The 25,526-nt window shown below is 72.0% G+C and carries 32 protein-coding genes; 11 read left to right on the top strand and 21 right to left on the bottom strand.

What is annotated here, in order from left to right; translation table 11 throughout:
* Positions 1 to 51: 51 nt before the first annotated feature.
* The 3 genes from FHX45_RS22775 to FHX45_RS22765 are packed head-to-tail and all read right to left on the bottom strand — an operon-like array spanning position 52 to position 2,706.
* On the bottom strand, positions 52 to 1,164 hold the full coding sequence (locus FHX45_RS22775; protein WP_167105591.1) for an XdhC family protein: 1,113 nt from the start codon (positions 1,162 to 1,164) through the stop codon (positions 52 to 54).
* Positions 1,157 to 2,266 (bottom strand): VWA domain-containing protein, encoded by a 1,110-nt coding sequence (locus FHX45_RS22770; RefSeq protein WP_167105588.1) that lies wholly within the window; start codon positions 2,264 to 2,266, stop codon positions 1,157 to 1,159. Before FHX45_RS22770 ends, FHX45_RS22775 begins: the two co-directional genes overlap by 8 nt.
* 53 nt (positions 2,267 to 2,319) lie before the next feature.
* Positions 2,320 to 2,706 (bottom strand): MerR family transcriptional regulator, encoded by a 387-nt coding sequence (locus tag FHX45_RS22765; RefSeq protein ID WP_341771574.1) that lies wholly within the window; start codon positions 2,704 to 2,706, stop codon positions 2,320 to 2,322.
* Positions 2,707 to 2,731: 25 nt separating this feature from the next.
* On the opposite strand from FHX45_RS22765, the gene FHX45_RS22760 reads away from it, so the two are divergent.
* Both FHX45_RS22760 and FHX45_RS22755 read left to right on the top strand, forming a co-directional pair.
* Positions 2,732 to 3,808: an oxidoreductase gene (locus tag FHX45_RS22760; RefSeq protein WP_167105585.1), complete on the top strand. Its 1,077-nt coding sequence runs from the start codon at positions 2,732 to 2,734 to the stop codon at positions 3,806 to 3,808.
* Positions 3,805 to 4,443, top strand: a complete 639-nt coding sequence (locus tag FHX45_RS22755) for a methyltransferase domain-containing protein (RefSeq protein WP_167105582.1) — start codon at positions 3,805 to 3,807, stop codon at positions 4,441 to 4,443. Before FHX45_RS22760 ends, FHX45_RS22755 begins: the two co-directional genes overlap by 4 nt.
* Positions 4,444 to 4,477: 34 nt before the next feature.
* On the opposite strand, the gene FHX45_RS22750 is transcribed toward FHX45_RS22755, so the two are convergent.
* A complete protein-coding gene (locus tag FHX45_RS22750) occupies positions 4,478 to 5,347 on the bottom strand; it encodes an AAA family ATPase (protein ID WP_167105579.1) in 870 nt (289 codons plus the stop codon).
* A 95-nt stretch (positions 5,348 to 5,442) separates the two neighbouring features.
* Between FHX45_RS22750 and FHX45_RS22745 the strand changes: the two genes are divergently transcribed.
* Positions 5,443 to 5,829 carry a tautomerase family protein gene (locus FHX45_RS22745; RefSeq protein WP_167105576.1) on the top strand — a complete coding sequence of 129 codons (387 nt, stop codon included), beginning with the start codon at positions 5,443 to 5,445 and terminating at the stop codon, positions 5,827 to 5,829.
* Here the strand turns inward: FHX45_RS22745 and FHX45_RS22740 are convergent.
* The 10 genes from FHX45_RS22740 to FHX45_RS22695 are packed head-to-tail and all read right to left on the bottom strand — an operon-like array spanning position 5,826 to position 13,814.
* Positions 5,826 to 6,389, bottom strand: coding sequence for an NTP transferase domain-containing protein (locus tag FHX45_RS22740; protein ID WP_167105573.1), 564 nt, complete (start codon positions 6,387 to 6,389; stop codon positions 5,826 to 5,828). The two genes, FHX45_RS22745 and FHX45_RS22740, sit on opposite strands and share 4 nt — an antisense overlap.
* Positions 6,382 to 7,179: an IclR family transcriptional regulator domain-containing protein gene (locus FHX45_RS22735; RefSeq protein WP_167105570.1), complete on the bottom strand. Its 798-nt coding sequence runs from the start codon at positions 7,177 to 7,179 to the stop codon at positions 6,382 to 6,384. Before FHX45_RS22735 ends, FHX45_RS22740 begins: the two co-directional genes overlap by 8 nt.
* A gap of 52 nt (positions 7,180 to 7,231) precedes the next feature.
* Positions 7,232 to 7,633, bottom strand: a complete 402-nt coding sequence (pcaC, locus tag FHX45_RS22730) for a 4-carboxymuconolactone decarboxylase (RefSeq protein ID WP_167105567.1) — start codon at positions 7,631 to 7,633, stop codon at positions 7,232 to 7,234.
* Positions 7,630 to 8,400 (bottom strand): 3-oxoadipate enol-lactonase, encoded by a 771-nt coding sequence (gene pcaD / locus FHX45_RS22725; protein WP_167105564.1) that lies wholly within the window; start codon positions 8,398 to 8,400, stop codon positions 7,630 to 7,632. Before pcaD ends, pcaC begins: the two co-directional genes overlap by 4 nt.
* Complete coding sequence (gene pcaB, locus FHX45_RS22720; protein ID WP_167105561.1) at positions 8,397 to 9,731, bottom strand: 3-carboxy-cis,cis-muconate cycloisomerase; 1,335 nt, start codon at positions 9,729 to 9,731, stop codon at positions 8,397 to 8,399. Before pcaB ends, pcaD begins: the two co-directional genes overlap by 4 nt.
* Complete coding sequence (gene pcaG, locus FHX45_RS22715; protein ID WP_167105558.1) at positions 9,724 to 10,269, bottom strand: protocatechuate 3,4-dioxygenase subunit alpha; 546 nt, start codon at positions 10,267 to 10,269, stop codon at positions 9,724 to 9,726. Before pcaG ends, pcaB begins: the two co-directional genes overlap by 8 nt.
* Positions 10,266 to 11,006: a protocatechuate 3,4-dioxygenase subunit beta gene (gene pcaH / locus FHX45_RS22710; RefSeq protein WP_167105555.1), complete on the bottom strand. Its 741-nt coding sequence runs from the start codon at positions 11,004 to 11,006 to the stop codon at positions 10,266 to 10,268. Before pcaH ends, pcaG begins: the two co-directional genes overlap by 4 nt.
* A gap of 20 nt (positions 11,007 to 11,026) precedes the next feature.
* Positions 11,027 to 12,217 (bottom strand): acetyl-CoA C-acyltransferase, encoded by a 1,191-nt coding sequence (locus FHX45_RS22705; RefSeq protein ID WP_167105552.1) that lies wholly within the window; start codon positions 12,215 to 12,217, stop codon positions 11,027 to 11,029.
* Between the two features lie 14 nt (positions 12,218 to 12,231).
* Positions 12,232 to 12,960: a CoA-transferase subunit beta gene (locus FHX45_RS22700; protein ID WP_167109344.1), complete on the bottom strand. Its 729-nt coding sequence runs from the start codon at positions 12,958 to 12,960 to the stop codon at positions 12,232 to 12,234.
* Between the two features lie 35 nt (positions 12,961 to 12,995).
* Positions 12,996 to 13,814, bottom strand: a complete 819-nt coding sequence (locus FHX45_RS22695; RefSeq protein WP_167105549.1) for a CoA transferase subunit A — start codon at positions 13,812 to 13,814, stop codon at positions 12,996 to 12,998.
* Positions 13,815 to 13,913: 99 nt separating this feature from the next.
* Between FHX45_RS22695 and FHX45_RS22690 the strand changes: the two genes are divergently transcribed.
* The 3 genes from FHX45_RS22690 to FHX45_RS22680 are packed head-to-tail and all read left to right on the top strand — an operon-like array spanning position 13,914 to position 15,797.
* A complete protein-coding gene (locus FHX45_RS22690) occupies positions 13,914 to 14,081 on the top strand; it encodes a hypothetical protein (RefSeq protein WP_167105546.1) in 168 nt (55 codons plus the stop codon).
* Positions 14,082 to 14,119: 38 nt separating this feature from the next.
* Entirely contained in the window at positions 14,120 to 15,094 is a 975-nt protein-coding gene (locus FHX45_RS22685; protein ID WP_167105543.1) for a 2-hydroxyacid dehydrogenase, read from the top strand.
* Positions 15,095 to 15,104: 10 nt separating this feature from the next.
* A complete protein-coding gene (locus FHX45_RS22680) occupies positions 15,105 to 15,797 on the top strand; it encodes an HAD family hydrolase (RefSeq protein WP_341771573.1) in 693 nt (230 codons plus the stop codon).
* 56 nt (positions 15,798 to 15,853) lie between these two features.
* Here FHX45_RS22680 and FHX45_RS22675 read toward each other — a convergent pair whose 3' ends face one another.
* Complete coding sequence (locus FHX45_RS22675; protein ID WP_167105540.1) at positions 15,854 to 16,153, bottom strand: HesB/IscA family protein; 300 nt, start codon at positions 16,151 to 16,153, stop codon at positions 15,854 to 15,856.
* A 134-nt stretch (positions 16,154 to 16,287) separates the two neighbouring features.
* Positions 16,288 to 16,680, bottom strand: a complete 393-nt coding sequence (locus tag FHX45_RS22670) for a hypothetical protein (protein WP_167105537.1) — start codon at positions 16,678 to 16,680, stop codon at positions 16,288 to 16,290.
* A gap of 124 nt (positions 16,681 to 16,804) precedes the next feature.
* Between FHX45_RS22670 and FHX45_RS22665 the strand changes: the two genes are divergently transcribed.
* Positions 16,805 to 17,248: a GtrA family protein gene (locus FHX45_RS22665; protein ID WP_167105534.1), complete on the top strand. Its 444-nt coding sequence runs from the start codon at positions 16,805 to 16,807 to the stop codon at positions 17,246 to 17,248.
* 294 nt (positions 17,249 to 17,542) lie between these two features.
* Positions 17,543 to 18,208 (top strand): RNA polymerase sigma factor ShbA, encoded by a 666-nt coding sequence (shbA, locus tag FHX45_RS22660; protein WP_208406052.1) that lies wholly within the window; start codon positions 17,543 to 17,545, stop codon positions 18,206 to 18,208.
* Here shbA and FHX45_RS22655 read toward each other — a convergent pair.
* From FHX45_RS22655 to FHX45_RS22645, 3 genes are read right to left on the bottom strand one after another with little or no spacing between them, the layout of a single operon-like run.
* Positions 18,205 to 18,519 (bottom strand): DUF1330 domain-containing protein, encoded by a 315-nt coding sequence (locus tag FHX45_RS22655; RefSeq protein ID WP_167105531.1) that lies wholly within the window; start codon positions 18,517 to 18,519, stop codon positions 18,205 to 18,207. The two genes, shbA and FHX45_RS22655, sit on opposite strands and share 4 nt — an antisense overlap.
* Before the next feature lie 56 nt (positions 18,520 to 18,575).
* A complete protein-coding gene (locus FHX45_RS22650; RefSeq protein WP_167105528.1) occupies positions 18,576 to 19,562 on the bottom strand; it encodes a TIGR03557 family F420-dependent LLM class oxidoreductase in 987 nt (328 codons plus the stop codon).
* On the bottom strand, positions 19,541 to 19,870 hold the full coding sequence (locus tag FHX45_RS22645) for a WhiB family transcriptional regulator (RefSeq protein WP_167105525.1): 330 nt from the start codon (positions 19,868 to 19,870) through the stop codon (positions 19,541 to 19,543). Before FHX45_RS22645 ends, FHX45_RS22650 begins: the two co-directional genes overlap by 22 nt.
* Before the next feature lie 426 nt (positions 19,871 to 20,296).
* On the opposite strand from FHX45_RS22645, the gene FHX45_RS22635 reads away from it, so the two are divergent.
* Both FHX45_RS22635 and FHX45_RS22630 read left to right on the top strand, forming a co-directional pair.
* Positions 20,297 to 21,451: a saccharopine dehydrogenase family protein gene (locus tag FHX45_RS22635; RefSeq protein WP_167105522.1), complete on the top strand. Its 1,155-nt coding sequence runs from the start codon at positions 20,297 to 20,299 to the stop codon at positions 21,449 to 21,451.
* Between the two features lie 78 nt (positions 21,452 to 21,529).
* A complete protein-coding gene (locus tag FHX45_RS22630; RefSeq protein WP_167105519.1) occupies positions 21,530 to 22,237 on the top strand; it encodes a TetR/AcrR family transcriptional regulator in 708 nt (235 codons plus the stop codon).
* Positions 22,238 to 22,279: 42 nt separating this feature from the next.
* On the opposite strand, the gene FHX45_RS22625 is transcribed toward FHX45_RS22630, so the two are convergent.
* Positions 22,280 to 22,780, bottom strand: coding sequence for a metallophosphoesterase family protein (locus FHX45_RS22625; RefSeq protein ID WP_167105516.1), 501 nt, complete (start codon positions 22,778 to 22,780; stop codon positions 22,280 to 22,282).
* A gap of 97 nt (positions 22,781 to 22,877) precedes the next feature.
* On the opposite strand from FHX45_RS22625, the gene FHX45_RS22620 reads away from it, so the two are divergent.
* A complete protein-coding gene (locus tag FHX45_RS22620) occupies positions 22,878 to 24,662 on the top strand; it encodes a VanW family protein (RefSeq protein WP_167105513.1) in 1,785 nt (594 codons plus the stop codon).
* A gap of 56 nt (positions 24,663 to 24,718) precedes the next feature.
* On the opposite strand, the gene FHX45_RS22615 is transcribed toward FHX45_RS22620, so the two are convergent.
* Positions 24,719 to 25,438 (bottom strand): TetR/AcrR family transcriptional regulator, encoded by a 720-nt coding sequence (locus tag FHX45_RS22615; protein ID WP_167105510.1) that lies wholly within the window; start codon positions 25,436 to 25,438, stop codon positions 24,719 to 24,721.
* Positions 25,439 to 25,526 lie beyond the last annotated feature (88 nt).

Below are 25,526 nucleotides of genomic sequence, written 5' to 3'. Positions count from 1 at the left end.
ATCCGCGGAACCGCTGTCACGAAGTGACCGGTCGCGGACGCACGAGAGGGCTCAGCCGTGAATGCGTCCGGACAGCTCGGTGAGCCGCCGGCCGCCGCCGCCCCACCGCAACGCGATGATTTCCGCGGCGATCGACACCGCCGTCTCCTCCGGCGTCCGCGCCCCGAGATCGAGTCCGATCGGGGAGGACAACCGCGACAGTTCCACCTCCGACAATCCGGCCTCACCCAGCCGGGCGAGGCGGTCCTCGTGGGTGCGCCGCGAACCCATCGCGCCGATGTACCCGACGTCCAGCCGCAGCGCGACCTCCAGCAACGGCACGTCGAACTTCGGGTCGTGGGTGAGCACCGCGATCACCGTCCGCCGGTCGATCCGGCCGGCTGCGGCCTCCGCCTGCAGGTAGCGGTGCGGCCAGTCCACCACCACCTCGTCCGCTTCCGGGAAGCGGGAGGCGGTGGCGAAGACCGGGCGCGCGTCGCACACGGTCACGTGGTAGCCGAGGTAGGAACCCATGCGCGCCATCGCGGCGGCGAAGTCGATCGCGCCGAACACCAGCATCCGCGGCTGTGGTTCGAAGGAGTTGACGAACACCGCCATGCCCTCGCCGCGCCGCTCGCCCTCGAGCCCGTAGTGCAGGGTTCCGGTGCGCCCGGCCGCGAGCAGGCCCCGTGCGTCGTCGGCCACGGCGTCGTCGATCCGGTCCGTGCCCAGCGTGCCGGCCGTGCGGTCCGGCCATACGATCATGTGCCGCCCGCGCCGCCGCGGGTCCTCGTGCTCGATCACCGTGACGACCGCGACCGGCTCGCCCCGGTGGACGGAATCGCCGACGTCGCCCAGTTCGGGAAAGGTCTGCCGGTCGATCCGCTCCACGTAGATGTCGATGATCCCGCCGCAGGTCAGGCCCACCGCGAATGCGTCGTCGTCGCTGACGCCGTAGCGCTGCAGGACCGGCTCGCCGTCGGCGACGACCTGCTGCGCCAGCTCGTACACCGCGCCTTCGACGCACCCGCCGGACACGCTGCCGGTCGCGGAACCGTCCGCGCCGACCAGCATCGCCGCGCCGGGCGCGCGTGGCGCGGACGAGAACGTGGCCACCACCGTGCCCACGCCGACGGCCTCGCCCGCGCTCCAGCGCTTGTACAACTCGTCCAGTACGTCATGCATCGCGGATCTCCTGCAGCAGTCGTTCCAGGGTCGCCAGGCTGTGGCCGGCCAGCAGTCGGTCGACGTGCGGGAGCGCGGCCGCGATGCCGGACTGCACCGGAGCGTAGCCTTCGCGTCCCGCGTGCGGGTTCACCCAGAACACCGCGTGCGCCAGACGCCGCATCCGCGCCATCTGCTCGCCGAGCAGCGCCGGATCGCCGCGCTCCCAGCCGTCGGAGAACACCACGACGACCGACCGGCGCGCCAGCCCGCGCTGCCCCCAGCGGTCGAGGAAGATCCGCAGCGTCTCGCCGAGCCGGGTGCCGCCCGCGAAGTCCGGCACCGCGCTGCCGGCGGCGAGCATGGCGCGCTCCGGATCGCGCTGCCGCAGCTGCCGGGACACCCTGGTCAGCCTCGTGCCGAGGGTGAACACCTCGACCGCGGCGGGCGCGCGGCGGACGACCACGTGCGCGAACCGCAGCAGCGCGTCGGCGTACGGGCTCATCGAGCCGGACACGTCGAGCAGCAGCACCACCCGGCGCGGCCGCGTCGCGCGGTCGCGGTGCACGAGCCGGACCGGTTCCCCGCCGCCGGCCAGCATCGCCCGCAGGGTCCGTCCGCCGTCCAGCGATCCGCGCCGCGCCGGCCGGACCCGCAGCGACTTGCGCATCGGCGGCTGCGGCCGCAGCACCGCCATCAGCTCCCGCAGGTGTTCCCGTTCGGCCTTGGTCAGCTCCGCGAGGTCGCGTTCGCGCAGCACCTCGGCGTCGGTGGCGGCAACCCGCAGCTCGTCGTCGTCCGCGCCGGACTCGCCCTCGCCCGCGGACCGGGAGACCAGGGCCGCGATGCGGGCCCGCTGCTCGCGGCGGACCGTGGCCGGCCGCGGTTCCGGTGGCGCGGCGGCGAACCACTGGGCGAACGCGTCGTCGTAGCGGATCAGGTCGTCCGGCTCGGAGCACAGCGTGAGCCGCCCCGCCCAGTACAGCTGGTCGGCGTCGCCGACGTCGAGCCGTTCGACCGCGTCCAGGTACGCCTGCACCCGCTGCGGTCCGCAAGCGACGCCGGCCACGCGCAGCGCGGCCGCGAAACCGACGAAACCCGGCAGCGGGTCGCTGGTGCTCACCCGCCCATTGTTACGCGAAAATCCGATGTGAGGGGGATCGCCCCGGAACGGCGTCAGCGGGTCGTGGCCGCGGCGATCACCTCGTCGAGGACCTCGCGGGAGCGCAGCAGGTCGCGGATCATCCGGTCGATGCGCTCGCGCTCATCTCGCAGATCGGCCACCAGCTTCGCGCCGGCGATCCGGGACGGGCCGCGGTCACCGTCATGCATGCAGGGCAGCAGCTGCGCGATCTTCGCGCTGCACAACCCGGCGGCGAACAGTTCCTGGATGCGGATGACGCGGTCGACCGCGGCCTCGGCGAACTCCCGCTGACCGCCCGCGGTGCGCTCGGCCGTCAGCAGCCCCTGCTTCTCGTAGTAACGCAGCGAGTGTTCGCTGACACCGGTGCGCCGCGCCAGCTCGCCGATCCGCATCGTCACCTCCGGACTTGAACCTCGCACGAATACTAGGTTTTACCTTCGGCGCATGGCGAACACACTGTTCGACCAGGTCCGCCTCGGCTCGCTGCTCCTGCCCAACCGCCTCGTGATGGCACCCATGTCCCGCACGCGCGCCAGCGCGGACGGCGTCCCGCAACCGATCATGGCCACCTACTACCGGCAGCGCACGACGGCCGGCCTGATCATCGCCGAGGCGACCACCCCGAACCGGGTGGGGCAGACCTACCCGAACATCCCGGGCATCCACCGGGCCGCACAGGTGGACGGCTGGCGCCGGGTCACCGCCGCGGCAGGCGGGCGGATGTTCCTGCAGCTGCAGCACGGCGGGCGGATCGGACATCCGGACAACAGCGGCCTGCATCCGGTCGCGCCGTCGCCGATCCCCTTGCCGGGCACCATCTTCACCCGCGACGGCCACCGGCCCACCGTGACGCCGCGGGAGATGACCACCGGCGAGATCACCGCGACGATCGCGGACTTCGCGGCCGCCGCGCGCAACGCGATCGACGCGGGCTTCGCCGGTGTCGAGGTGCACGGCGGGAACGGCTATCTGCTGCACCAGTTCCTCGCGCACAACACCAACCACCGGACCGACTCCTACGGCGGACCGGTCGCCAACCGGGTCCGGTTCGTGGTCGAGGTCGTGCGCGCGGTGGCCGGTGCGATCGGAGCCGGCCGCGTCGGGCTGCGCATCTCGCCCGGAAACACGGCCAACGGCATCGAGGAGGGCGACACTGGGGCCATCTACCGCACGCTCCTCGGCGAGCTGGCCGGCGACGGGCTGGGCTACCTGCACGTCGCCTTCGCCGATCCGGAGGACGGGTTCTTCCGCGCGGAGTGGCCCGGTGTGCTGATCGCGAACCCGAAGCTGCCGTGGCCGGGCCCGCTTCCCGGGGACGGCGGCAGGCGGGCGGGCGAGCGGCTGCTCGCGGCGGGCGCGGACCTGGTCGCGCTCGGGCGCGCGTTCCTCGCCAACCCGGACCTGGTGGCGCGGCTGCGTGCCGGTGCGCCGCTGAACCCGTTGCGCGACAGGGAATTCCTGTACACCGGCGGTGAGTCGGGCTACACCGACTACCCCGTGCTCGATACCGTCGCCGGGTGACTCATCTCGACCGGACCCGAACCGCCTACGACACCGTGGCCGCCGACTACGCCCGGCTCGTCGAAGGGCTTCTGGAGCAGACCCCCGAGGACCGCGCCATGCTGGGGCTCTTCGCGGAGTACGTGCGCGCGGGCGGCGGGCAGGTGGCAGACATCGGCTGCGGCACGGGGCGGGTGACGACCTATCTGGACTCGCTGGGGCTCCCCGTCTTCGGTATCGACCTCTCGCCCGGAATGGTGGCCGAGGCGCGACGGCGCTACCCGCACCTGCGGTTCGAGGTCGGCCCGATGGCGGACCTCGCGCTGGCGGACGGGAGCCTCGGCGGGATCCTCGCCTTTTACTCGATCATCCACACCCCGCCCGAGCTGCTGCCGGAGGTGTTCGCGGAGTTCGCGCGGGTGCTGGTGCCGGGCGGCCACCTGATGCTGGCCTTCCAGGTGGGCGACGAGCGCCGGAGCTTCGAGCGGGCCTACGGGCACGCGGTCTCCTTCGATGCCTACCGGCTGCCGCCGGACCGCGTCACGGAGCTGCTGGCGGAAGCGGGGATCTCCGTGACCGCACGGCTGGTCCGGCAGCCCGCCTTCGAGCACGAGGGGACTCCGCAGGCCTACCTGCTCGCCCACCGCGTGCGCTGAGCTGGTGGTCCAGCCGCCGCATCGCCGACGGTGCCTAGGCGAGGACCGCGTCGAGCTTCGCGCGGACGCGGTCGAGATCCTCGGAGTACTTGAGGACCGCCCCGAGCGTGCGGGCGGCGATGTCGGCGTCCAGCTCGGAGCGGTTCAGCGTCACCAGCGCCTGCGCCCAGTCCAGCGACTCGGCGATACCCGGCGGCTTGAGCAGCTCCAGCTCACGCAGCCGGCGGACGGCCGCGGCGATCTGCGTCGCGAGCCGTTCACCGACCCCGGGCAGCCGGCGGCGCAGGATGGCGACCTCACGGGCCAGGTCGGGGTGCTCCAGCCAGTGGTAGAGGCACCGCCGTTTCAACGCGTCGTGCACCTCGCGGGTGCGGTTGGAGGTCAGCAGCACCAGCGGCGGGCGTTCGGCGCGGATCTCGCCGAACTCCGGGATCGTGACGGCGTTCTCGTCGAGCAGCTGCAGCAGGAATGCCTCGAACTCGTCGTCGGCGCGGTCGATCTCGTCGACCAGCAGGACGCACGGCGATTCCTTGAGCGCGCGCAGCAGCGGCCGGGCCAGCAGGAACCGCTCGGTGAACAGCGACTGCTCGGCGGTGTCGACGTCCAGCCGCTCGCTGCCCGCCTCCAGCGCACGCAGGTGCAGCAGCTGGCGCGGGAAGTCCCATTCGTACAGCGCCTGCGCCGCGTCGATGCCCTCGTGGCACTGCAACCGCACCAGCGGCAGTCCGAGCGCCTCCGACAGGGACACGGCCAGCGAGGTCTTCCCCGTGCCGGGTTCGCCTTCGCAGAACAGCGGGCGCTGCATGCGCAGCGCCAGGAAGGCGGCGGTGGCGACACCCTCGTCGGCGAGGTAGCCGACCCGGTCCAGCTCCGTCGCCAGCTCTTCGGGTGAGTTGACCTTCACCCCTTCCACCCTAAGGGGTCGGCGGGCGGTTGACACACCACTCGGAGCCCTTTACCTTTGATAGCAAATCAAATTTGTCATCAAGGAGAGTTGGCATGCCGCACCTGACCGTCCACGCCCTCGAAAGCGACCTCACCGGCCGCGAGACGGCGTTGATCGAAGCGCTGACCGACGCGGTGGTCGCGGTGTACGGGGACTGGGCACGTGACCTGGTGGACGTACGGCTGATCGGCCTGCCGCCGAACCGGTGGGGCATCGGCGGCAAGCCGGCCGAGTCGCCCGCGCCGACCGTCACCTTCGGCATCAAGGAGAGCGTCTTCGCCCGCCCGGACGCGGACGAAATCGTCGCACGGCTGGTCACGGAGGTGACCGGCGCGATCGTCGCCGTGTGCGGCGAAGGCGTCCGCTCCGGGGTCACCGTCGATCTGGTGGGTACACCCGTCGGCCGCAGCGGCGTGGGCGGGGTGGTCGTCGCCGCTTAACGAGCCAGGTCCGCCGGGGTGTCCACGTCCTCGCCGCCGCCCAGGTCGGCGCACTCCACCAGCCGCAGGTCGGGGCGGCCGCGCAGCCAGTCACGCGCGCCGCGGTCGCCGGAGGCGCTGTCCGCGACCTCGCGCCACCAGCGGCGGCCCAGCAGCACCGGGTGACCGGGCACCCCGTCGTAGGCGGCGCGGGCGACCACCTCGGGTGCGGCCAGCGCACGCAGCCGCGCCACGATCCGCGCGTCCACGCCCGGCAGGTCCACCAGGTGCACCAGCACCGCATCCGCCTCGGGCAACGCCCGCAAACCCGCGCGCAGCGACGCCCCCATCCCGCGGGCCCAGTCCGGCGATTCCACCGCCAGCCCGGGAGCGGGCAGCAAGGCGCGCACCTGCGCAGCCTGCGCGCCCACCACCACGCGGATCGGCGCGCACCCGCCGTCGGTCAGGACCCGCAACGCCCGGCGCAGCAACGGCTCCCCGGCCAGCTCGACCAGGGCCTTGGGTTTGCCGAACCGGCGCCCGGCACCCGCCGCGAGCAGCAGACCCGCACACTCAGCCACGGCGGGCCTGCGCGGGCGCGACGGCCAGGTCGTCCTCGATGCGCTTCGCGGCGGCCAGCAACGGCGGCACCATCTCCTCGACCACCGTCTCGCGCGGCGTCCGGCTGGCGTGCGTGGACACGTTCACCGCGGCGACGACGGTGCCGTGCCGGTCCCGGATCGGCGCCGCCACCGACCGCAGGCCCTCCTCCAGCTCCTGGTCGACCAGCGCCCACCCCTGCTGCCGGACCGCGGCCAGCTCCACTCGCAGCGCCGCCGGAGAGGTCAGCGTGTGCGAGGTGAGCCGCTCCAGGTTCGCCTGCTCCAGGTACGCCGCGAAGCCCTCCTCGCCGAGACCGGCGAGCAGCACGTGCCCCATCGACGTGGCGTAGGCGGGGAACCGGGTGCCCACGTTGATGCTCACCGTCATGATCCGGGACACCGCGACCCGCGCGACGTAGACGATGTCGGCCCCGTCGAGCACCGACACCGAGCTGGACTCGCGCACCTCCGCCGACAGGCGCTCCAGGTGCGGCTGCGCGACCTCGGGCAGCGTCATGCTGGACAGGAACGCGTACCCGAGTTCCAGTACGCGTGCGGTCAGCGAGAAGTGCTTGCCGTCGGTGCGCACGTAGCCGAGGTCGGCCAGCGTCAGCAGGAACCGGCGGGCCGCCGCACGGGTGAGCCCGGTCGAGCGGGCCACGTCGGACAGCGTCAGCTCCGGTGCGCCGGCACCGAACGCGCGGATCACGGCCAGCCCGCGTTCCAGCGACTGGACGTGGTGCGCGCCGCGCTCGGTCGGTTCCACCATGCTCGCCAATCTAACGTGGTGCGAAGCGCCTGCGTCGAGGGTGCGGGTGGGGTTACCGGTCGCGCGGCTGGGCGGTGGGTTCGCCCATCTCGGCCAGGGTCCGCTGCGCGATCGCGAACGCCTCGTTGGCCGCCGGGACGCCCGCGTACACGCCCGCGTGCAGCAGCACCTCGCCGATCTCGTCCGCGGTCAGGCCGTTGCCGATCGCCGCGCGGACGTGCATGGCGATCTCGCCGTGGCAGTGCAGCGCGGTCAGCACGGCCAGCGTGATGCAGCTGCGCGTCTTGCGGTCCAGGCCCTCGCGGGTCCAGATCGAGCCCCACGCGGCACGCGTGATGTAGTCCTGGAACTTGCGGGTGAAGTCGGTGGCGTTGCCGGCCGCGCGATCGACGTGCGCGTCCCCCAGCACCTCGCGCCGGACCCGCATGCCCGCCTCGTACAGCTCGTCGCTCATCGCGCCCCCTTCAGGTGCTCCAGCAGCAGCTCGGTGAACTTCTCCGCCTGCTCGTAGCTGCCGAGGTGCGCCGCGTGGGCGAGGACCTCGAAGCGCGCGCCCGGGATGCCCTCGGCGATCAGCCGGCCGTGCGACGGCGGCAGGGCGGCGTCGTCGGCGCCGGAGATCACCAGGGTCGGCACGCCGATCCTGCCCAGCCCGGCGGTCAGGTCGAGCCCGGCGATCGCTTCGCAGCACGACGCGTACCCCTCGGCCGGGGTGGTCTCGGTCATCCGCCGCAGTTCCGCGGCCCGTTGCGGGTGCGCGGCGATCCAGCCCGGCGTGAACCACCGGCCGATGCTGCCCTCGGCGATGCGCGCCATGCCCTCGGCCCGCACCTGCCGCGCGCGCTGCGTCCACATGTCGGCGTTGCCCGGCCGGGCCGAGGAGAACGCCAGGGTCAGCGACCGGATCCGCGACGGTACGTGCTGCCCGAGCCAGGCGCCGGTCATGCCGCCCAGCGACAGGCCGACGAAGTGCGCGGAGGCCACGCCGAGCGTGTCGAGCAGCTCGACGACGTCGCCGCCGAGATCGGCGATGGAGTACGGGCCGGGCGGCACCGGCGAGTTCCCGTGCCCGCGCGTGTCGTAGCGGACGACGCGGAACCCGTTGTCGGTCAATGGTTTCACCTGCGGGTCCCACATGCGCAGGTTGCTGCCGATGGAGTTGCTGAGGACGACGACCTCACCGGAGTCACCGCCGCCCGCGATGTCGTGGTGGACCCTCACCGCGTTTCCTTCCGTTTCTCGTGTGCGGCCAGCACCCGTTCGGTGAACACGCGCGCGCTCCCCAGGTAGCCCGCGGGGTCGAGCAGCTCTTCGATGCCCGCGCGGGTGAGGTGCTTGCCCACCAGCGGGTCCCCGGCCAGCAGGTCGGCCAGCGCACCCTCGCCGGCCAGGGCGCGCCGGGTGCACGCGCTGACCGCGTCGTGCGCTTCGAGCCGGCCGGCCTCGGCCGCCAGCGCGGTGGTGACCCGTTCGGACAGCAGCGCGCCCCCGGTGATGTCCAGGTTGGCCCGCATCCGGTCCGCGTCCACCTGGAGACGGTCCAGGCTGGTGCGCAGCCAGTGCACCGCGGATCCGGTGCTGCGGAACAGTTCGGTGAGCGGGCGCCACTCGGCGTGCCACGATCCGGCGGCGCGCTGGTGCTCCTGCGCCATCGCGCCGAGCAGGGTCGCGACCAGCCCCGGCGCCTGCTGGGCGGCAGCGTTCGCGGCGACCGCGGCGACCGGGTTGCGCTTGTGCGGCAGCGTCGAGGAACCGCCGCTGCCCTCCGCCACCTCGGCCACCTCGGCGACCTCGGTCTGGGCCAGCAGCACCAGCGACCGCGATATCCCGGCGACCACTCCGGACAGTGCGCCGAGCGCGGCGGCCAGCTCGGCGATCCGGGTGCGCTCGGTGTGCCAGGGCAGGACCGGTTCGTCCAGCCCGAGGCGCCGCGCGAACGCGGCCAGCACCGCCGGGCCCCGCTCGCCGAGCGACGCGAGCGTGCCGGTCGCACCGCCCAGCTGCACGGCGAACCGCTGCGCGCGCAACCGGTCGGCCGCCGCGTCGAGCCCGGACAGCCAGCCGGCGGTCTGGAACCCGAACGTCACCGGCAGCGCCTGCTGCAGCAGCGTCCGTCCCGCTTGGACGGTCCCGGCGTGCTCCCGGGTCAGTTCCGCGAGCCGGTCCGCACAGGCCGCGGCCTCGTCGAGCAGCACCGCCGAGGCACGCCGGGACACCAGCATCGCGGCGGTGTCCACAATGTCCTGAGTGGTCGCGCCGAGGTGCACCACCCGGCCCGCCTCGCCGCCGACCCGCGCGGTCAGCTCCCGCACCAGCGGCGCGGCCGGGTTCCCCACGCCCACCGACTTCTCCCCGATCGCGGCGGCGTCGAAGCCGCCGTCCCGGGCCACCGCCGCGATCCGGTCCGCGTGCTCCCGCGGGATCACGCCCGCGTCCGCCTCCGCGGCGGCCAGCGCCGCCTCCGCGTCGAGCAGACCCCGCAACCACGCGGCGTCGGACACCTCGGCGCGGACCGGTCCGGCGGCCAGCATCGGGTCGAACAGCTCAGACATCGAAGAACACTGTCTCAGCCACGCCCTGCAACCGCACGTCGAAGCGGTACCCGTCCGCGGTCCGCTCCGCGATCAGCGTGCCGCGCCGCTCCGCGGGAACCGAGTTCAGCACCGGGTCGGCGGCGTTGGACTCGGCGTGGTCCGGGAAGTAGATGCGGGTGATGACCCGGTTGAGCAGTCCGCGCGCGAACACCGACACGTCGATGTGCGGTGCCTGCATCGACCCGCTCTCGCCCGGGATCGCGCCCGGCACCAGGGTCAGGATCGCGTAGCTGCCGTCCGGTTCGGTCGGGCACCGGCCGAAGCCGCGGAACCCGGGCACCCGGCCACGCGGGTCGTCCGGGTGGTCGAAGCGGCCCCGCGGATCGGCCTGCCAGGTCTCGATCATCGCGTCCGGGATCGGGGTGCCCGCGCCGTCGGTGACGGTGCCCCGGATCCACACCGCGCCCGGGGTGCCCTCGGGCACCACGGTGGGACCGTCCGCCCAGGGCAGGCCGATCGCGAGGTAGGGGCCCACGGTCTGCGACGGGGTGCTCATTCTTCCTCTTCCTCGTTCTCGAAGACGGACTGCTCACGGCCGCGGACCACGATGTCGAACTCGAAGGCCAGTGCCCAGTGGTCGGTGGTGCGGCGGTAGTCGAAGCGGGAGATCATCCGCTGCCGCGCCTTCTCGTCCGGGATCGAGTTGAAGATCGGGTCCTGGAAGAACAGCGGGTCGTCCGGGAAGTACATCTGCGTCACCAGGCGCTGCGTGAACGCCTGGCCGAACACCGAGAAGTGGATGTGCGCGGGCCGCCAGGCGTTGTCGTGGTTCTTCCACGGGTAGGCACCCGGCTTGATGGTGGTGAACTCGTACCGGCCGTCGGCATCGGTGACGGTGCGGCCGACGCCGTCGAAGTTCGGGTCCAGCGGCGCCGGCCAGTTGTCGCCGATGTGCCGGTAGCGGCCGCCCGCGTTGGCCTGCCAGATCTCGATGAGCGAGTCCGGGATGCCGCGGCCGTCGCCGTCCAGCAGGCGGCCGTGCACCAGGATCCGCTGACCCTGCGGCTCCTCGGCGTGCCGGCGGGTCAGGTCGTTGTCGAGCTCGCCGATCCGGCCCGGGCCGAGCAGCGGGCCGGTCACCTCGGTGAGCATCTGCGGCAGCAGCACGAGCGGCTGTTTCGGGTGCCGCAGCGCCGTCGACCGGTACCCCGGCGAGTCCAGCGGCGGGTGCGTGCCCGCTGGGTCCCGCCGGTAACGCGGCAGGATCAGCTTGTCGCCCGTCGGTGCTGCCATGACACGGTCTTCCTTTCTCCTCACGCTTCCAGCACGACCGCGAGCCCCTGGCCCACGCCGATGCAGAGGGCCGCCAGGCCGTAACCGCCGCCGCGGCGGCGCAGCTCGTGGGCCAGCGACGCGAGAACCCGGCCACCGGAGGCGCCCAGCGGATGGCCGATCGCGATCGCGCCGCCGTTGACGTTCACGATCGACGGGTCGAGCTCGGGCCAGTCGGCGAAGCAGGCCAGGCACTGCGCGGCGAACGCCTCGTTCAGCTCGACCGCGGCCAGCTGGTCCCAGCCGATCCCGGCCCGCTCCAGCGCGATCTCCGCCGCGCGCACCGGGCCGATGCCGAAGACGTCCGGATCCACGCCGGCCGCGCCGCGCCCGGCGATGCGCGCCAGCGGCGTGATGCCGAGCCGGTCCGCCGCGGCCTGGTCGCCGAGCAGGACGGCGGAGGCGCCGTCGTTGAGCGGCGAGGCGTTGCCGGCGGTGATGGTGCCCTCCGCGCGGAAAGCGGGCCGGAGCGCGGCGAGCTTCTCCGGTGTCGAGTCGGGGCGGATGCCCTCGTCGCGGGTGAGGCCGGTGCCGGGCACGGGGACGACGTGGTCGTCGTAGAAGCCGGAGTCCCACGCCTTCGCCGCGTTGCGGTGGCTGCGCAGGGCGAACTCGTCCTGAGCGGCACGGGTGATGCCGTACTTCTCCGCCAGCCGCTCGGTGCTCTCCCCCAGCGAGATCGTCCACTGCCCGGGCATCTCCGGGTTGACCATCCGCCAGCCGAGCGTGCTCGAGTGCAACGTCTGGTTCGCGGCGGCGTACGGCTTCTCCGCCTTGAGCAGGATCAGCGGTGCCCGGCTCATCGACTCCACCCCACCGGCGACGACCAGGGACGCGTCGCCGGTCGTGATGGTGCGGCTGGCCTGCATCACCGCGTCCAGGCCGGACCCGCACAGCCGGTTCACCGTGGTGCCGGGCACCGAGGTCGGCCAGCCCGCGAGCAGCGCCGCCATGCGCGCCACGTTGCGGTTGTCCTCGCCGGCCTGGTTCGCGTCGCCGAGCACGACCTCGTCGACCGTGCCCGGATCGAAGCCGGTGCGGGCGGCGAGCGCACGCAGCACGTGCGCGGCGAGGTCGTCCGGACGGACCCCGGCGAGCGCGCCCCCGTACCGGCCGAACGGGGTCCGGACGGCGTCGAGGACGAAAGCGCCGGTCGTGTTGTTCGGTGTCACCCTGTTTTCCGACGTCACCGTGCCGCCTTCAGTTCGCGTAGTGCCGTCAGCTCGGCCTCGGTGGGCGGAGGCGTGGTCGTCAGTTCCGGCGCGACGGTCAGGTCCCAGCCGGTCGCCTCCCTGACCTGCTCGACCGTGACGCCCTCGTGGATCTGGGTCAGCACGAGCTCGGCGGTCCCCGGGTCGGGACGCAGCACACCCAGGTCGGTGATCACCAGCGTCGGGCCGGCCCCGGGCAGGCCCAGTTTCTCCCGGTCGCCCTTGCCGCGGCCGTGGCCGAAGGAGGTGATGAAGTCGACCTGCTCGACGAAGCTGCGCCTGCTCTGCCGCACCACGACGTAGACCTCCCGGCAGTTGGCGGCGATCTCCGGCGCACCACCCGCGCCGGGCAGCCGCACCTTCGGGCTGGCGTAGTCGGGGCCGATGACGGTGGTGTTGATGTTGCCGAACCGGTCCAGCTGGGCCGCGCCGAGGAAGCCGATGTCGATGCGGCCGGGTTGCAGCCAGTAGTTGAACACCTCGGGGACGCTGATGACGGCGTCCGCGGTGTCGGCGAGGATGCCGTCACCGATGGAGGCGGGCAGCCGGGTGGGCTTGGAGCCGAGGGTGCCGGACTCGTAGACGAGCACGAGGTCCGCGGCGTGCGTGCGGCGGGCGAGGTTGGCGGCGGTGGAGGGCAGGCCGATACCGACGAACACGCGCTGGCCGCCGGACAGGGCGCGGGCCGCGGCCACCGACATCATCTCGTCGGACGTGTACGCCCGCTCGTCCGTCGCGGTCACTTCGCCACCTCCTGGCTGAACACCTTCTCGTCCAGCCACCGCTGGAACGAGTCCCTCTCCCGCCCAATGGAATCCCAATACGCGTAATAGTCGTTGTCGCGCTCGGAATACCCCGCGGCATAGGACGGGTGCGCCCCGCCGGGCACCTCCGCGACGGCGGTGACGGCCCAGGCGGGCAGGATGACCTGACCGGGCACCGGGGTCAGCTCGTCGACGATCTCCTCGACGGTGACCAGGCTGCGTTTCGCGGCGAGCACCGCTTCCTTCTGCACGCCGACCAGGCCCCACATCTGCACGTTGCCGGCGCGGTCGGCGCGCTGCGCGTGGATGATCGAGACGTCCGGGTTGAGGGCGGGCACCGCGGCCAGCTCCGCGCCGGTGAACGGGCAGGTGATGGTCTTGATGGTGTCCGTGTGCCGGGGCAGGTCCGTGCCGCGGTAGCCGCGCAGGACCGCGAACGGCAGCCCGGAGGCACCGGCGACGTAGCGGTTGGCCATGCCGGCGTGGCTGTGCTCCTCGATCTCCAGCGGCACCGGCCAGGAGTTCTGCACCGCGTCGCGGAAGCGGTGCAGCGAGCCCACACCGGGGTTGCCGCCCCAGGAGAAGATCAGCTTCTTGGCGCACCCGGCACCGATGAGCTGGTCGTAGACGATGTCCGGGGTCATCCGGACCAGCGTGAGGTCCCGGCGCCGCTGGCGGATGATCTCCTGGCCCGCGGCGTGCGGAATCAGATGGGTGAACCCTTCGAGGGCGACCGTGTCCCCGTCGTGCACCAGCTGGGCGACGGCATCACGGAGCGACGTTGTCTCGGCCATTGCGCTGCTCTCGTTCACTCGAGTTGTTCGCATTACGCACAGAAGTTCTTAATATGAACATAGCTGGCCGACCGGGGCGGCGCAAGGAAGAGTGGAGGCATGAGCGGACCGGAGATAGATCCCGTCACGGCCGAGAGCGAGCAGCAGGACGCGGACATCGGCGGTGAGCACAGCGAACCCACCTACCGCGATCAGGACCCCCAGGCCGGCACCGACGAGGCCGAGCCCGAGGGCGAGGGCGGCCCGGGCGGGATGGACCCGCGGTAGCGGTCGCCGCCCGCCCCCGGGGCTGCGACAGTGGGGCCATGCGAATCGTGGTGACGCGGCAGATTCCGGAGGCGGCACTGGTGGTGCTGCGCGAAGCCGGCGAGGTGTGGGTGTCCGGCGAGGACCGCCCGCTGACGCCCGACGAGCTGCGCGAGGCCGTGCGCGGCGCGGACGCGGTGGTCAGCATGCTGCACGACCGCATCGACGGCACCGTCGCCGAGGCGGCCGGCCCACAGCTGAAGGTCGTGGCCAACGTCGCGGTCGGCTACGACAACATCGACGTGCCGGCGCTGGCCGGGCGGGGAGCCGCTGTCACCAACACGCCGGGCGTGCTCACCGACGCCACCGCGGACCTCGCGTTCGCCCTGCTGCTCGCGGTGACCCGGCGGATCGGCGAGGGCGAACGACTGCTGCGGGCGCGCCGGCCGTGGTCGTTCCACCTCGGGTTCATGCTCGGCGCCGGACTGCAGGGCAAGACCCTCGGCGTGGTCGGACTGGGGCAGATCGGCCAGGCGGTGGCCCACCGCGCCCGGGCGTTCGGCATGCGGATCGTCTACAACGGACGGTCCCGCGCGCGGCCGGAGGTGGAATCGGCCCTGCACGCCGAACGCCTCCCGTTCCGCGACCTGCTCACCACCGCGGACGTCGTCTCGCTGCACTGCCCGCTCACCCCCGAGACGCGGCACCTCATCGACGCCGAGGCCCTCGGCGCGATGAAGCACACCGCGTTCCTGATCAACACCACCCGCGGACCGGTCGTGGACGAGGCCGCGCTGGCCGACGCGCTGCTGCGCCGCGAGATCGCCGGCGCCGGGCTGGACGTGTTCGAGAAGGAGCCGGAGGTCGAGCCGCGGCTGCTGGAGATGGACAACGTGGTCGTCACGCCGCACCTGGGCTCGGCGACCGTGGAGACCCGGACCGAGATGGCCCTGCTCGCGGCGCGCAACGTGGCGGCGGTGCTGTCCGGCGAGCCGCCCCTTAATGAGGTGCGCGCCTCCGGTGCCGCCTCCTAAGGTGTCCCGGGTGCGCAAGACCGGGCAGGTGCTGATTCTGGACGCCGACGACACCCTGTGGGAGAACAACGTCGTCTTCGAGCGGGTCATCGACGACTACCTGGACTGGATCGCGCATCCGACGCTGGAGCGCGCGGCGGTGCGCGCCATCCTGGACGACATCGAGCGCGCCAACGCGGTCACGCACGGCTACGGCACGAAGGTGTTCCTGCGGAGCCTGGCCGAATGCTTCGAGAAGCTGCGCGAGCGCCCGGCGACCGCGGCCGAACGCGACCGGATCGAGGAGCTGGCGTCGGCGCTGATCCACCACGAGGTCGAACTGATCCCCGGCGTCGCGGAGACCCTCGACGAGCTGGGGTCGCGGCACGAGCTGCTGCTGCTCACCAAGGGTGACCAGGAGGAGCAGCAACGCAAGATCGACGCCTCCGGGGTGGCCCACCACTTCCGCGAGGTGCACATCGTGCCGGAGAAGCACGTCGGGGTGTACCGCGGGCTGGCCGTTACGCGGATGCTCGCCCCGGAAACGACGTGGATGATCGGCAATTCGCCGAAGTCGGACATCCGGCCCGCGCGTGCGGCGGGGATGAACGCGGTGTTCATCCCGAACGCCCACACCTGGGTGCTCGAACACGACGAGCTGGACGACGCGGACGAGCGCGTGCTCACGCTGAACTCGTTCCGGAAACTGGTCCAGCACTTCTAGGAAGCAGCCGGGGGAGGGCACCGGTGCGGCACCCTCCGCCGGCTGAAGTCCCGGTTCTAGTGGCCCGGCTGGGGCAGGACGGCGAAGTTCAGCTGTCCCTGCTCGTCCTGCTGGACGTCGAGCACCTTGTCGTCCAGGAAGATCGCGGCCTGCGGCTCGAGGAACACCTTCGCGCCCCCCTCCGCGCCCACGACCTGGTCCCCGTCCTCCGGGGCCGGTGCCACGGACAGCGCGAGCTGGGCCCCGCTGTCCTGCTGGGCCTGCACGGCGAAGCGCAGGCCACCGTTGTCGGTCTGGCCCTCCTGTGCCGTCAGGGCGCTGATCGCCTCGGCGGCGGCGTCGGTCAAAGCGAGCATCGTGTCAGTCCCTTCGCGTTACGTGCACTCGTGTCTTCCGACCGTAGGGGCCGCGCGGCGGCGACGCTGCTCCGCACGGCGGGTCCGCACCCATCGCCGGGGGTTTGACCAGGTCAGATGCAATGTGATGGACATCACACAGGGTCTTCGTCCGGCGGCGTGCGGATCGCGTCCGGGACCGAGCCCGGCGGGTTGTCGGCCATCTGGTCCACCGCATCGCCGAGGTTCTGACCGCCGTCGGCACCCAGCCTGGTGTCCGGCCGGACTTCGGTCTCGTCCACGGGCACGTCCTCCGGCTGGACGTCCGGGCGCTCCTGCGCCAGCCGTCCGTCCAGGCTCTCACCTTCGCGCTGCTCGTTCGGCGTCGTGCCGAACCGGTCGGCGGCCAGGTACCGCTCCGGCGGCTCGATGCCCTCCTCCAGCGGATCGACGCGCAACCGGTCCTCGTCGAGGTCCTCCGCGCTGTTCAGCGCGGCCGGATCGCTCTCCACCGCGTCGGGGACGGGATGGCCATGAGCCTCACTCATCGGTCCTCCTCACCTGCTGGTCCTAGCGGTGGCGATACCCGAGTGACGGAACGGGCAAACCCGAGAGCAAGCTCACATGCTTGTAGTGTACAAATATATGCTGAGCATAGGTAAGTTTTGAACCATGACCGCGACGTGGATGAGCGGGGCGGCCCCCCGGCAGGCGGCGGCCATCCCCGGTCCGGCCGCGCACCCGATCGCCTGGTACACCGTCGCCGGAGCGCTGACCACCGGACTGCAGGAAGTGCTCTTCCTCGGCACCCGGCCGCTGCTGGGCGCGCTCGCCGCGAACGTGCTCGCCCTGGCACTGACCACGATCGCCAACACGGAGTTCCAGCGCCGCGTGACGTTCGCCGGAAGCCCGGCATCCCCCCTTCGAGTGCATCTTCAGTCGGTGGGAACCTTCGCCTTCTACGCGGGCTACGGGTCGGTCGTACTGCTGTCGCTGCACCTGTTCACCCCGGCCCCGTCGGCAGCCGTCCAGGCGGTCGCGCTCGCGCTGGCCAGCGCACTCGGCGGTCTCGCACGGTTCGCCGTGTTGCGCTGGTGGGTCTTCCCACCACGCTGACCGGCACGTTGTCACACTGGCACGGAAGGTGTCACATGTGCACCCGGCTGTTCGTCGATGCTCGCGGCGCGCACCGGGCACGCTCGATCGAGCGGGTGCTTGCTGCGAATGGGGTACGTCTAGTTGAAATCTGGACTGCCGGGGCGGGCACCACCTACGATTACGCTCAGTCGCATCGGTGACGGGTAGGCAGGGACTTAGAGGGAGTACCCGCTCACCGAGAGTTACTCGAAACGCGGGCCCCCGACGGCGACCGGTCGACGGGTCTTCGTTGTTGTCGTTGGGGAGCCGACCATGCGAACGAGTGTCCCGCCCAGCACTACCGGAAGAGTCGAGCCCGAGGCGCCGGGGCTGACCCCCCAGGCATTTCCTCGGGCATCACAACGGCTCACGAAAGAAGAACTCGACCCGGCCGTCCGCGAAGCCGCCACCGGCGACCACGGGGCCGTGGCCAGGCTGATCGAGATGATCACACCGGTCGCCGTCCGGTACTGCCGGGCCCGGCTGGGCGGTCGTGACCTGTCCTACCTTTCCGCCGACGACGTCGCGCAAGAAGTCTGCCTCGCCGTCCTGCACGCGTTGCCGCAGTACCAGGACCGGGGCGGGTCCTTCCTGTACCTGGTGCACGCCATCGCGTCCAACAAGGTGGCCGACGCCTATCGCCTGGTCTCACGCGACCGGTCGGACCCGGTCGCCGAGCTGCCGGAAAGCCCGCTGGCCGACAACGAACCGGAGAAGCACGCTCTTGACGTCGACCTCGGCGACCGGATGACCAAGCTGCTCGCCACCCTTCCGCAGCTGCAACAGGAGATCGTGACGCTGCGCATCGCGGTGGGACTGTCGGCGAACGAGACGGCCGAGGCACTGGGCATCTCGGCCGGCAACGTCCGGGTCACCCAGCACCGCGCGCTGGGCAAGCTGCGGGCGCTGATCACGCGCGAGGGCGATCTGCTGGACTAGCCGGGGAGCGTGAAACCCTCAGGCGGCGCGCCTTCGACGAACAACATGCTCACCCGCACCGTGCCCTCGCGGATCTTCCGGGCCTGCCGGTATTCCGGCGAGTCGTACCACTCCCGGCTGCGATCCATGTCGGGGAACTCGAGGATCACCAGCCGGGGCGCCTCCCAGGTGCCCTCGACGGGCTCGGGCGTGGGACCCGCGACCAGATAGCGGCCGCCGTGATCGAGGATGGACCGCTGGGCCACGCGGGCGTAGGCCAGCCCGGCCTCCTCGTCGAGCACCTCGACGGTGACGATGACGTACGCGGGCATCGCCCCCCGTTCCTCGCCCGGACACCGGGGGCACGGCACCGTGCCCCTAGTCGCCCCTAGTCGCCGCCGTATGCCTCCGTCAGCGCGGGCAGGAGTTCCTTCGACGCGAAATCGAAGAACCCGTCCTGGTGCTCGCCGCCGATCTGAACGAGCGCCAGGTCGGTGAAACCGGCCTCGGCGAACGCCTGCACGCTCTTCACGATCGGCCCGGCGTCCGGGCCGCACGGGATGGATTGCGCGACGTCGCCGGGGGTGATGAACTGGGTGGCACCGGCGAACCCGGCCGGACCGGGCAGCTCGGCGTTGACCTTCCAGCCGCCGCCGAACCAGCGGAACTGCTCGTGCGCCCGCCGCTTCGCCGCCTCGGGGTCGGGGTCCCAGCACACCGGCAGCTGCGCGTACTTGCGCGAGGCGTCCTGCCCCAGCCGGCCGCGTTCCTCGTCCCAGGCCGAGATCAGTTCGCCCTTCGGCTCGGTCGCGATCAACGCATCGGCCACCGGGGCGAACCGGGTCACCGACTGCTTGCCCGACACCGCCACGCCGATCGGGACACGCCGCTCGGGCAGGTCCCACAGCTTCGCCGAGTCCACCCGGTAGTGCTGACCCGAGTAGTTCACGTAACCGCCGTCGAAGAGGTCACCGATGATCGCGAGCGCCTCGCTCAGCATCTCGTGCCGCACGTTCGCCGACGGCCAGCCGCGACCGACGACGTGCTCGTTGAGGTTCTCGCCGGCACCCAGACCCAGCGTGAACCGGTCACCGGACAACAGGGAGATGGTCGCCGCCTTCTGCGCCACCACGGCGGGGTGGTAGCGCATGAGCGGACAGGTCACGAAAGTCAGCAGCTCGACGCGTTCGGTCACCTGGGTGACCGCGCCCAGCACGCTCCACGCGTACGGGGCGTGACCCTGTTCGTCGAGCCACGGGGAGTAATGGTCGCTGCACACCTCGAACGCGAACCCCGCCTGCTCGGCGGCCGCCGCGTGCCGGACCAGTTCCCGCGGTCCGGCCTGCTCGGTCATCAGGGTGTAACCGAAACGCACTCCTGCTCCTTCTCAGCGCTCGACAGCAGCTGCTTGCGCCGCAGGATCATCGCCCGCCGCTCGGTCTCGTCCAGCCCGCCCCACACCCCGAAGGGCTCCTCGGCGGTGAGCGCGTGGTGCCGGCACTCGACGATCACCGGGCAGGACATGCAGATCTGCTTCGCGCGCGCCACGCGGTCCGCCCGTGCGAAGCCGCGCTCGCCATCCGGGTGGAAGAACACCGAACTGTCCAAGTTCCGGCAGTTGCCGTGCCGCTGCCACTCCCAGGTTTCGGCAACAGGCGCCGGGAGCCGTGACGTGTCCGCCATCTCGACCTCACCTCCGCGACCATCTCAGTTGCGCGCAGGACTACCCCGGTTCTCCGGCGACTACACCTGTCGGCCGAGCGCCGGCCGCTTCTCGAACCAGTGATCGGCGTACAACCGGTGTTCCGGAGCCTCGATCTCGCGGTAGCCGTATTTGGTGTAGAGCCCCCGAGCCTCCACCAGATCGTGCCGCGTGTCCAGCCCCCTCCGGGCCGGATCCGGCAGCTGAGCTGCGAGTTCCGCGGCCCGCAGGAGCCGGTCGCCGCCACTTCCCGGCCCGTGCGGCGGGAAACGGCAACATCCGGATCAGTTCGATCGTCGTGACGTCGACCACCCCGGTGCCGACGCCACCCGTCACCGCATCGTGCGACAGGGCGGGCAGGTCCGGCCCGTCCGGCGAGGTGCCGGAAGGCGGTTAGGGTGACCGGCATGGCTTACGACGTGGTCCTGTTCGGCGCGACCGGGTTCACCGGGCGGCTCACCGCGGAGTACCTGGCGCGGCACGCACCGGAGGGCTGCCGCTGGTCGCTCGCCGGCCGCAACCGGGCCAAGCTCGAGGGCGTGCGGGCGAGCCTCGGCCCGGAGTTCGCCCGGCTGCCGCTCCAGTACGCCGACGTCAGCGATCCCGCCTCGCTGAAAGCGGTTGCCGCGTCGGGCAAGGTCGTGATCACCACCGTCGGCCCCTACGTGCGGTACGGCGAGCCGCTGGTCGCCGCGTGCGCCGAGACCGGCACCGACTACGTCGATCTGTGTGGCGAGCCGGAGTTCACCGATCTGATGTATGTCCGTCACCACGCCCGCGCCGCCGAAACCGGGGCCCGCCTGGTGCACGCGTGCGGCTTCGACTCGATCCCGCACGACCTCGGGGTCTACTACACCGTCAAGCAACTTCCCGACGACGTGCCGATCCGGGTGCGCGGCCAGGTGCGGGCCGGCGCGACGTTCTCCGGCGGTACCTACGCCTCCGCGCTGGGCGCGGCTTCGCGCCTGCTGCCGATGCGGCAGGCCGCGCGGGAACGCCGGAAGGTGCAGCACCACCCGGAGGGGCGGCGCGTGCGCGCGGTGACCGGCACCCCGCGGCGGGACGGCGAGACGGGCCACTGGCTGGTGCCGCTGCCGACCATCGACCCGCAGGTCGTGGTCGCCTCCGCGCGGGAGCTCCCCGAATACGGGCCGGACTTCACCTACAGCCACTACGCGGCGGTCAAGCACCTGCCGGTCCTGGCCGGTGGGCTCGCCGGGCTGGGCGCGGCGGTCGCACTGGTGCAGCTGCCGCCGGTGCGCGCGGCGCTGGAACGCCTGCGCAAGCCGGGCGAGGGCCCGAGCGAGCAGCGGCGCGCGAAGTCGTGGTTCACGGTGCGGTTCACCGCCGACGGCGGCGGCAGGCGGGTGGTCACCGAGGTCTCCGGCGGTGACCCGGGTTACGACGAGACGGCCAAGATGCTCGCCGAGTCCGCGTTGTGCCTCGCGCTGGACGAGCTGCCCGCCCGGGCCGGGCAGCTCTCCCCCGCCGCCGCCATGGGCGACGCGCTGCTCACGCGGTTGACGGACGCTGGGCTCCGCTTCCGGACCCTCCACACCTAGTCACCCACATGAGTGACAGCGCATGATCGTTGCCTACCGCGCTTGAACGCAGTTCAAGCATCGTCGTAGAGTGACCGCATGGCTCGACTGACGCGTGCGGAAAGTCAGGCGCACACGCGCCGACGGCTCCTCGACACCGCCACCGGCCTCTTCCTCCGGGACGGCTACTCCAGCACCTCACTGGAGCGGGTGGCCGAGGAGGCGGGGTTTTCGAAGGGCGCGGTGTACTCCAATTTCCGGAACAAGGACGAGTTGTGCCTTGAGGTCCTGGCCGGCATCCGCGCGGAGAAGACAGCGTCGGCGGACGCGGCGGTGGCCCGCGCGGACAGCCTGGAGGACCTGCTGACGGCCTTCGCGGCGTGGGCCGCGAGCACCGGCGGCGACCTGCAGTGGATCCGGCTGGAAGCGGAGTACCTGCTCAACTGCCGGCACGACCCGGACCTGCTCGAGTGCCTGGGGAAACGCAACGCGGAGATCACCGACCAGGTGACGGCGCTGCTCGAGGCCAACGCCCGTCGGCTCGGCGTGCGGCTGCCGATGAGCGCCAGGGAGGCGGCGCACGCGTTGTTCGGCATCACCCTCGGGCTGGGCCTGCTGCGCTCGCTCGACCCGGACATCGGCGTCGAGCCGATCACCTCGGTGGTCCGGCTGCTCGCGCGGGAACAGGTGGACGTCACCGTGCCGGAGGCGCGCACGGCGAGCCACTCCCCCGGGATGCGCCCGGCCCCCATGCCGGCCGAGCCGCCCACGGCGGAGGCGGAACCGGCCGCCGGGAACGCGAGCTGAGCCGGCCGGAGCGGTAACGGCCGGGACGGTGGCGAACCCCGCTCAACGGGGTGGTAGAGCGTGCAGCCGCACGTCCCGCAGCCGGCCCGCGTCGATCCGCGCGGTCAGGTACGTGTGCGCCGGCTGACGGCGCCGGTCCGTGGGGGAACCCGGGTTGAGCAGCCGCAGGCCGCTGGGCGCCTCGGTGTCCCACGGAATGTGGCTGTGCCCGAACACCAGCACATCCGCATCCGGGTACTCCCGCGCGCACCGGGCCTCGCGGCCCTTCGCCGGCCCCGTCTCGTGCACCACCGCCAGCCGCAGGCCGTTCAGCTCCGCCCGCGCCACCTCGGGCAGCCGCTCACGCAGCTCGGGGCCGTCGTTGTTGCCGTACACCGCGATCAACCGCCGGCTACGGGACTCCAGCTCGTCGAGCAGCGCGACATCCACCCAGTCGCCCGCGTGCACCACCACGTCGGCCCGCGCGACCTCCGCCCACACCCGGTCCGGCAGATCACGCGCCCGCTTCGGCACGTGCGTGTCCGCGATGATGAGCAGCCGCATGGCCACCGGTGTACCACGCACAACCACCCGGAGCAGGGCGGCGCCTGCCCCGCCCCGTAACCTTCATCCGGGTTGTCCGGATCAGGAGGGGTGAGCCTTGACGCAGGAGCCCACGTGGCCCACATCCGACGACGAGCGGACCGAGGTCATGGCCGCGGTCACCGACGTGCTGCCGAAGGTGCCGCAAGAGGGGCCGCGGCGCACGAAGACCGCCAAGCGCGCCGCGATCGTCGCCGGTTCCGTGCTCGGCGTGCTCGCCGCGCTCTACGCCGTCGACCTGCTGGTCAGCCAGGGCACCGTCCCGCGCGGCGTCACCGTCGCCGGAGTCGACGTGGGTGGCCTCAAGCGCAGCGCGGCCGAGGACAAGCTGCGCGCGGAGATCGAGCCCCGGCTGACCGAGGCCGTCGCAGTCCGGGCCGGCGACATCACCGCGGCCATCGACCCGGGCAGCGCCGGGCTCAGCCTCGACTGGCCGTCCACCTTGGACCAGGCCGGGGACCAGCCGCTCAACCCGTTCACCCGCGTCGCGTCCCTCTTCACCGACCGCGAGGTCGGCGTCGTCACCCACGCCGACGAGGCCAGGCTCACCGCGGCCGTCGAACAGCTGCGTGCCCGCACCGACCGGCCGCCCACCGAGGGCACGATCCGCTTCGAGGGTGCGAAGCCCGTCGCCGTGACGCCGCAACCGGGCCAGCAGCTCGATGCCGCCGGCGCCAGGAACGAGGTGCTGAGCCACTGGGCCGCCGGACGGACACTGACCCTCCCGGTCACCACCACGCCCGTGCGGGTCACCACCGAGGCCGTGCAGGCCACCCTCGACGGGTTCGCCCGGCCCGCCGTGTCCACGCCGCTCGTCATCCGCGGCGAAGGTGCGGTCGCGACCCTGCCGCCCGAAGCCGTCGCCGCCGCGCTCGCCTTCGAGCCGGGCGGTGGCGGGACGCTCGTGCCGAAGGTCGACCACAACAAGCTCATCGCGGCCGCGGCGCCGCAGCTCAAGCCCTCGGAGAAGGAGGGCAAGGACGCGCAGATCGTGTTCGAGGGCGGCCGGCCGGCGGTGCAGCCGTCGGTGGACGGCAAGGGCGTGGACTGGAACCCGACACTCCAGCCGGTGTTCGACCTGCTCAAGGCGCCCGGCAAGCACGAACTGGTGGCGAAGTACCAGACCACGCCGGCGAAGGTCACCACCGAGCAGGCCAACCAACTGGGCATCACCGAGGTGATCGGCGAGTTCACCACCAGCGGGTTCGCCACGGACTCGGGCGTGAACATCCGCACCGTCGCGCAGAAGGTCAACGGCGCGATCGTCAAACCGGGCGAGACGTTCAGCCTCAACGGCTTCACCGGCCCGCGCGGCGCCGCGCAGGGCTACGTCGAGGCCGGTGTGATCGAGAACGGCGCCCCGGCCCGCGAGGTCGGCGGCGGCATCTCCCAGTTCGCCACCACGTTGTACAACGCGGCCTACTTCGCCGGGCTGAAGGACGCCGGGCACAAGGAACACAGCTACTACATCAGCCGCTACCCCGCCGCACGCGAGGCGACGGTGTTCCAGAGCCCGAACGGGGCCAGCGTCATCGACCTGAAGTTCACCAACGATTCCGGCACCGGTGTCGCGATCCAGACGATCTGGACGCCGTCGTCGATCACGGTCAAGCTGTGGGGCACCAAACGGTACACGGTGGAGTCGATCCCCGGTGAGCGGACGAACTTCGTCCCGCCGCAGGAGAAGCCCGGTCCGGCGGAGAACTGTCACGCCTCGGCCGGTGCGCAGGGCTTCACCAGCACGGACACGCGGGTGCTGCGCGACGCGAAGTCCGGCCGCGAGGTCCGGCGCGAGACACGCACCGTCCGCTACAACCCACAGCCGAAGATCATCTGCCCCTGACCGGCGAAAACGAGAACGGGGGGCGCGCCGACACCGGCGCGCCCCCCGTCCGTCCGTCAGGGACGCTCGATCTCCCTCAACCGCATCTGAACTCCGTCCAGCGCGCGGTCGACCGCGTAGTAGAACAGCTCGGCGAAGTACTCCTCGCTCTTGTCCGGGTCGGCCAGGCGCTCGTGCACCGATTCGTTCAGGGTGGCCAGCCCGGACAGGTCCGGATCCGCCGGCGGGGTGCCCCACACCTTCGAGATCTGGGCCTTGACCTCGGACGTCTTGCGCTGGTCGTCCTCCAGGGAGATGAACAAACACGCCTGGCTGACGAGCATGCGGCACACCATGGCCGCCTCGTCCGCGTCGAAACCGGCCCGCATGAGCGTCCTCATCGCACGGTCCACAGTGGGCGCCGCGGCCTTCACCGACGGACCGAGGAGCGCCACCCGGCGCGCCACACCGGGGTAGCGCATGAACACGCCCCGCAAGTTGGTGAGGAACTGGCGCCACCAGTCACGCCAGTCGAGCTCGGCCGGCGGCAGTTCGTACATGGCGATGACGCGGTCGACGACCGCGGTGACGACCGTGTCCCGGTCGCCCACGTGGTGGTAGATGACCGCCGGATAGGCGTCCACCGCACCCGCGAGCTGGCGCAACGTCCACGTCTCGACTCCGTGCCGGGCCGTCAGCTCGAGCGCCGCATCGATGATGCGTTCCGGGGTGACCGCGGGCAACCCCGCCGCGTCACGGGAACGCGGACGTCCGGGCACAGGAGCAGACTTCGCCATGCCGTAACAGTAACTCCCTCGTGTTGGCACGCCAGTCAACACGGCCGACAATCGCGACGAAAACAGCTCGCCAAGGCCACGGGCACCT

Origin of the sequence: Amycolatopsis granulosa (assembly GCF_011758745.1) — a bacterium.
Classification (GTDB): Bacteria; Actinomycetota; Actinomycetes; order Mycobacteriales; family Pseudonocardiaceae; genus Amycolatopsis_E; species Amycolatopsis_E granulosa.
The sequence above is the reverse complement of the archived record's forward strand: the minus strand, read 5'-3'. Positions and strand labels throughout refer to the sequence as shown.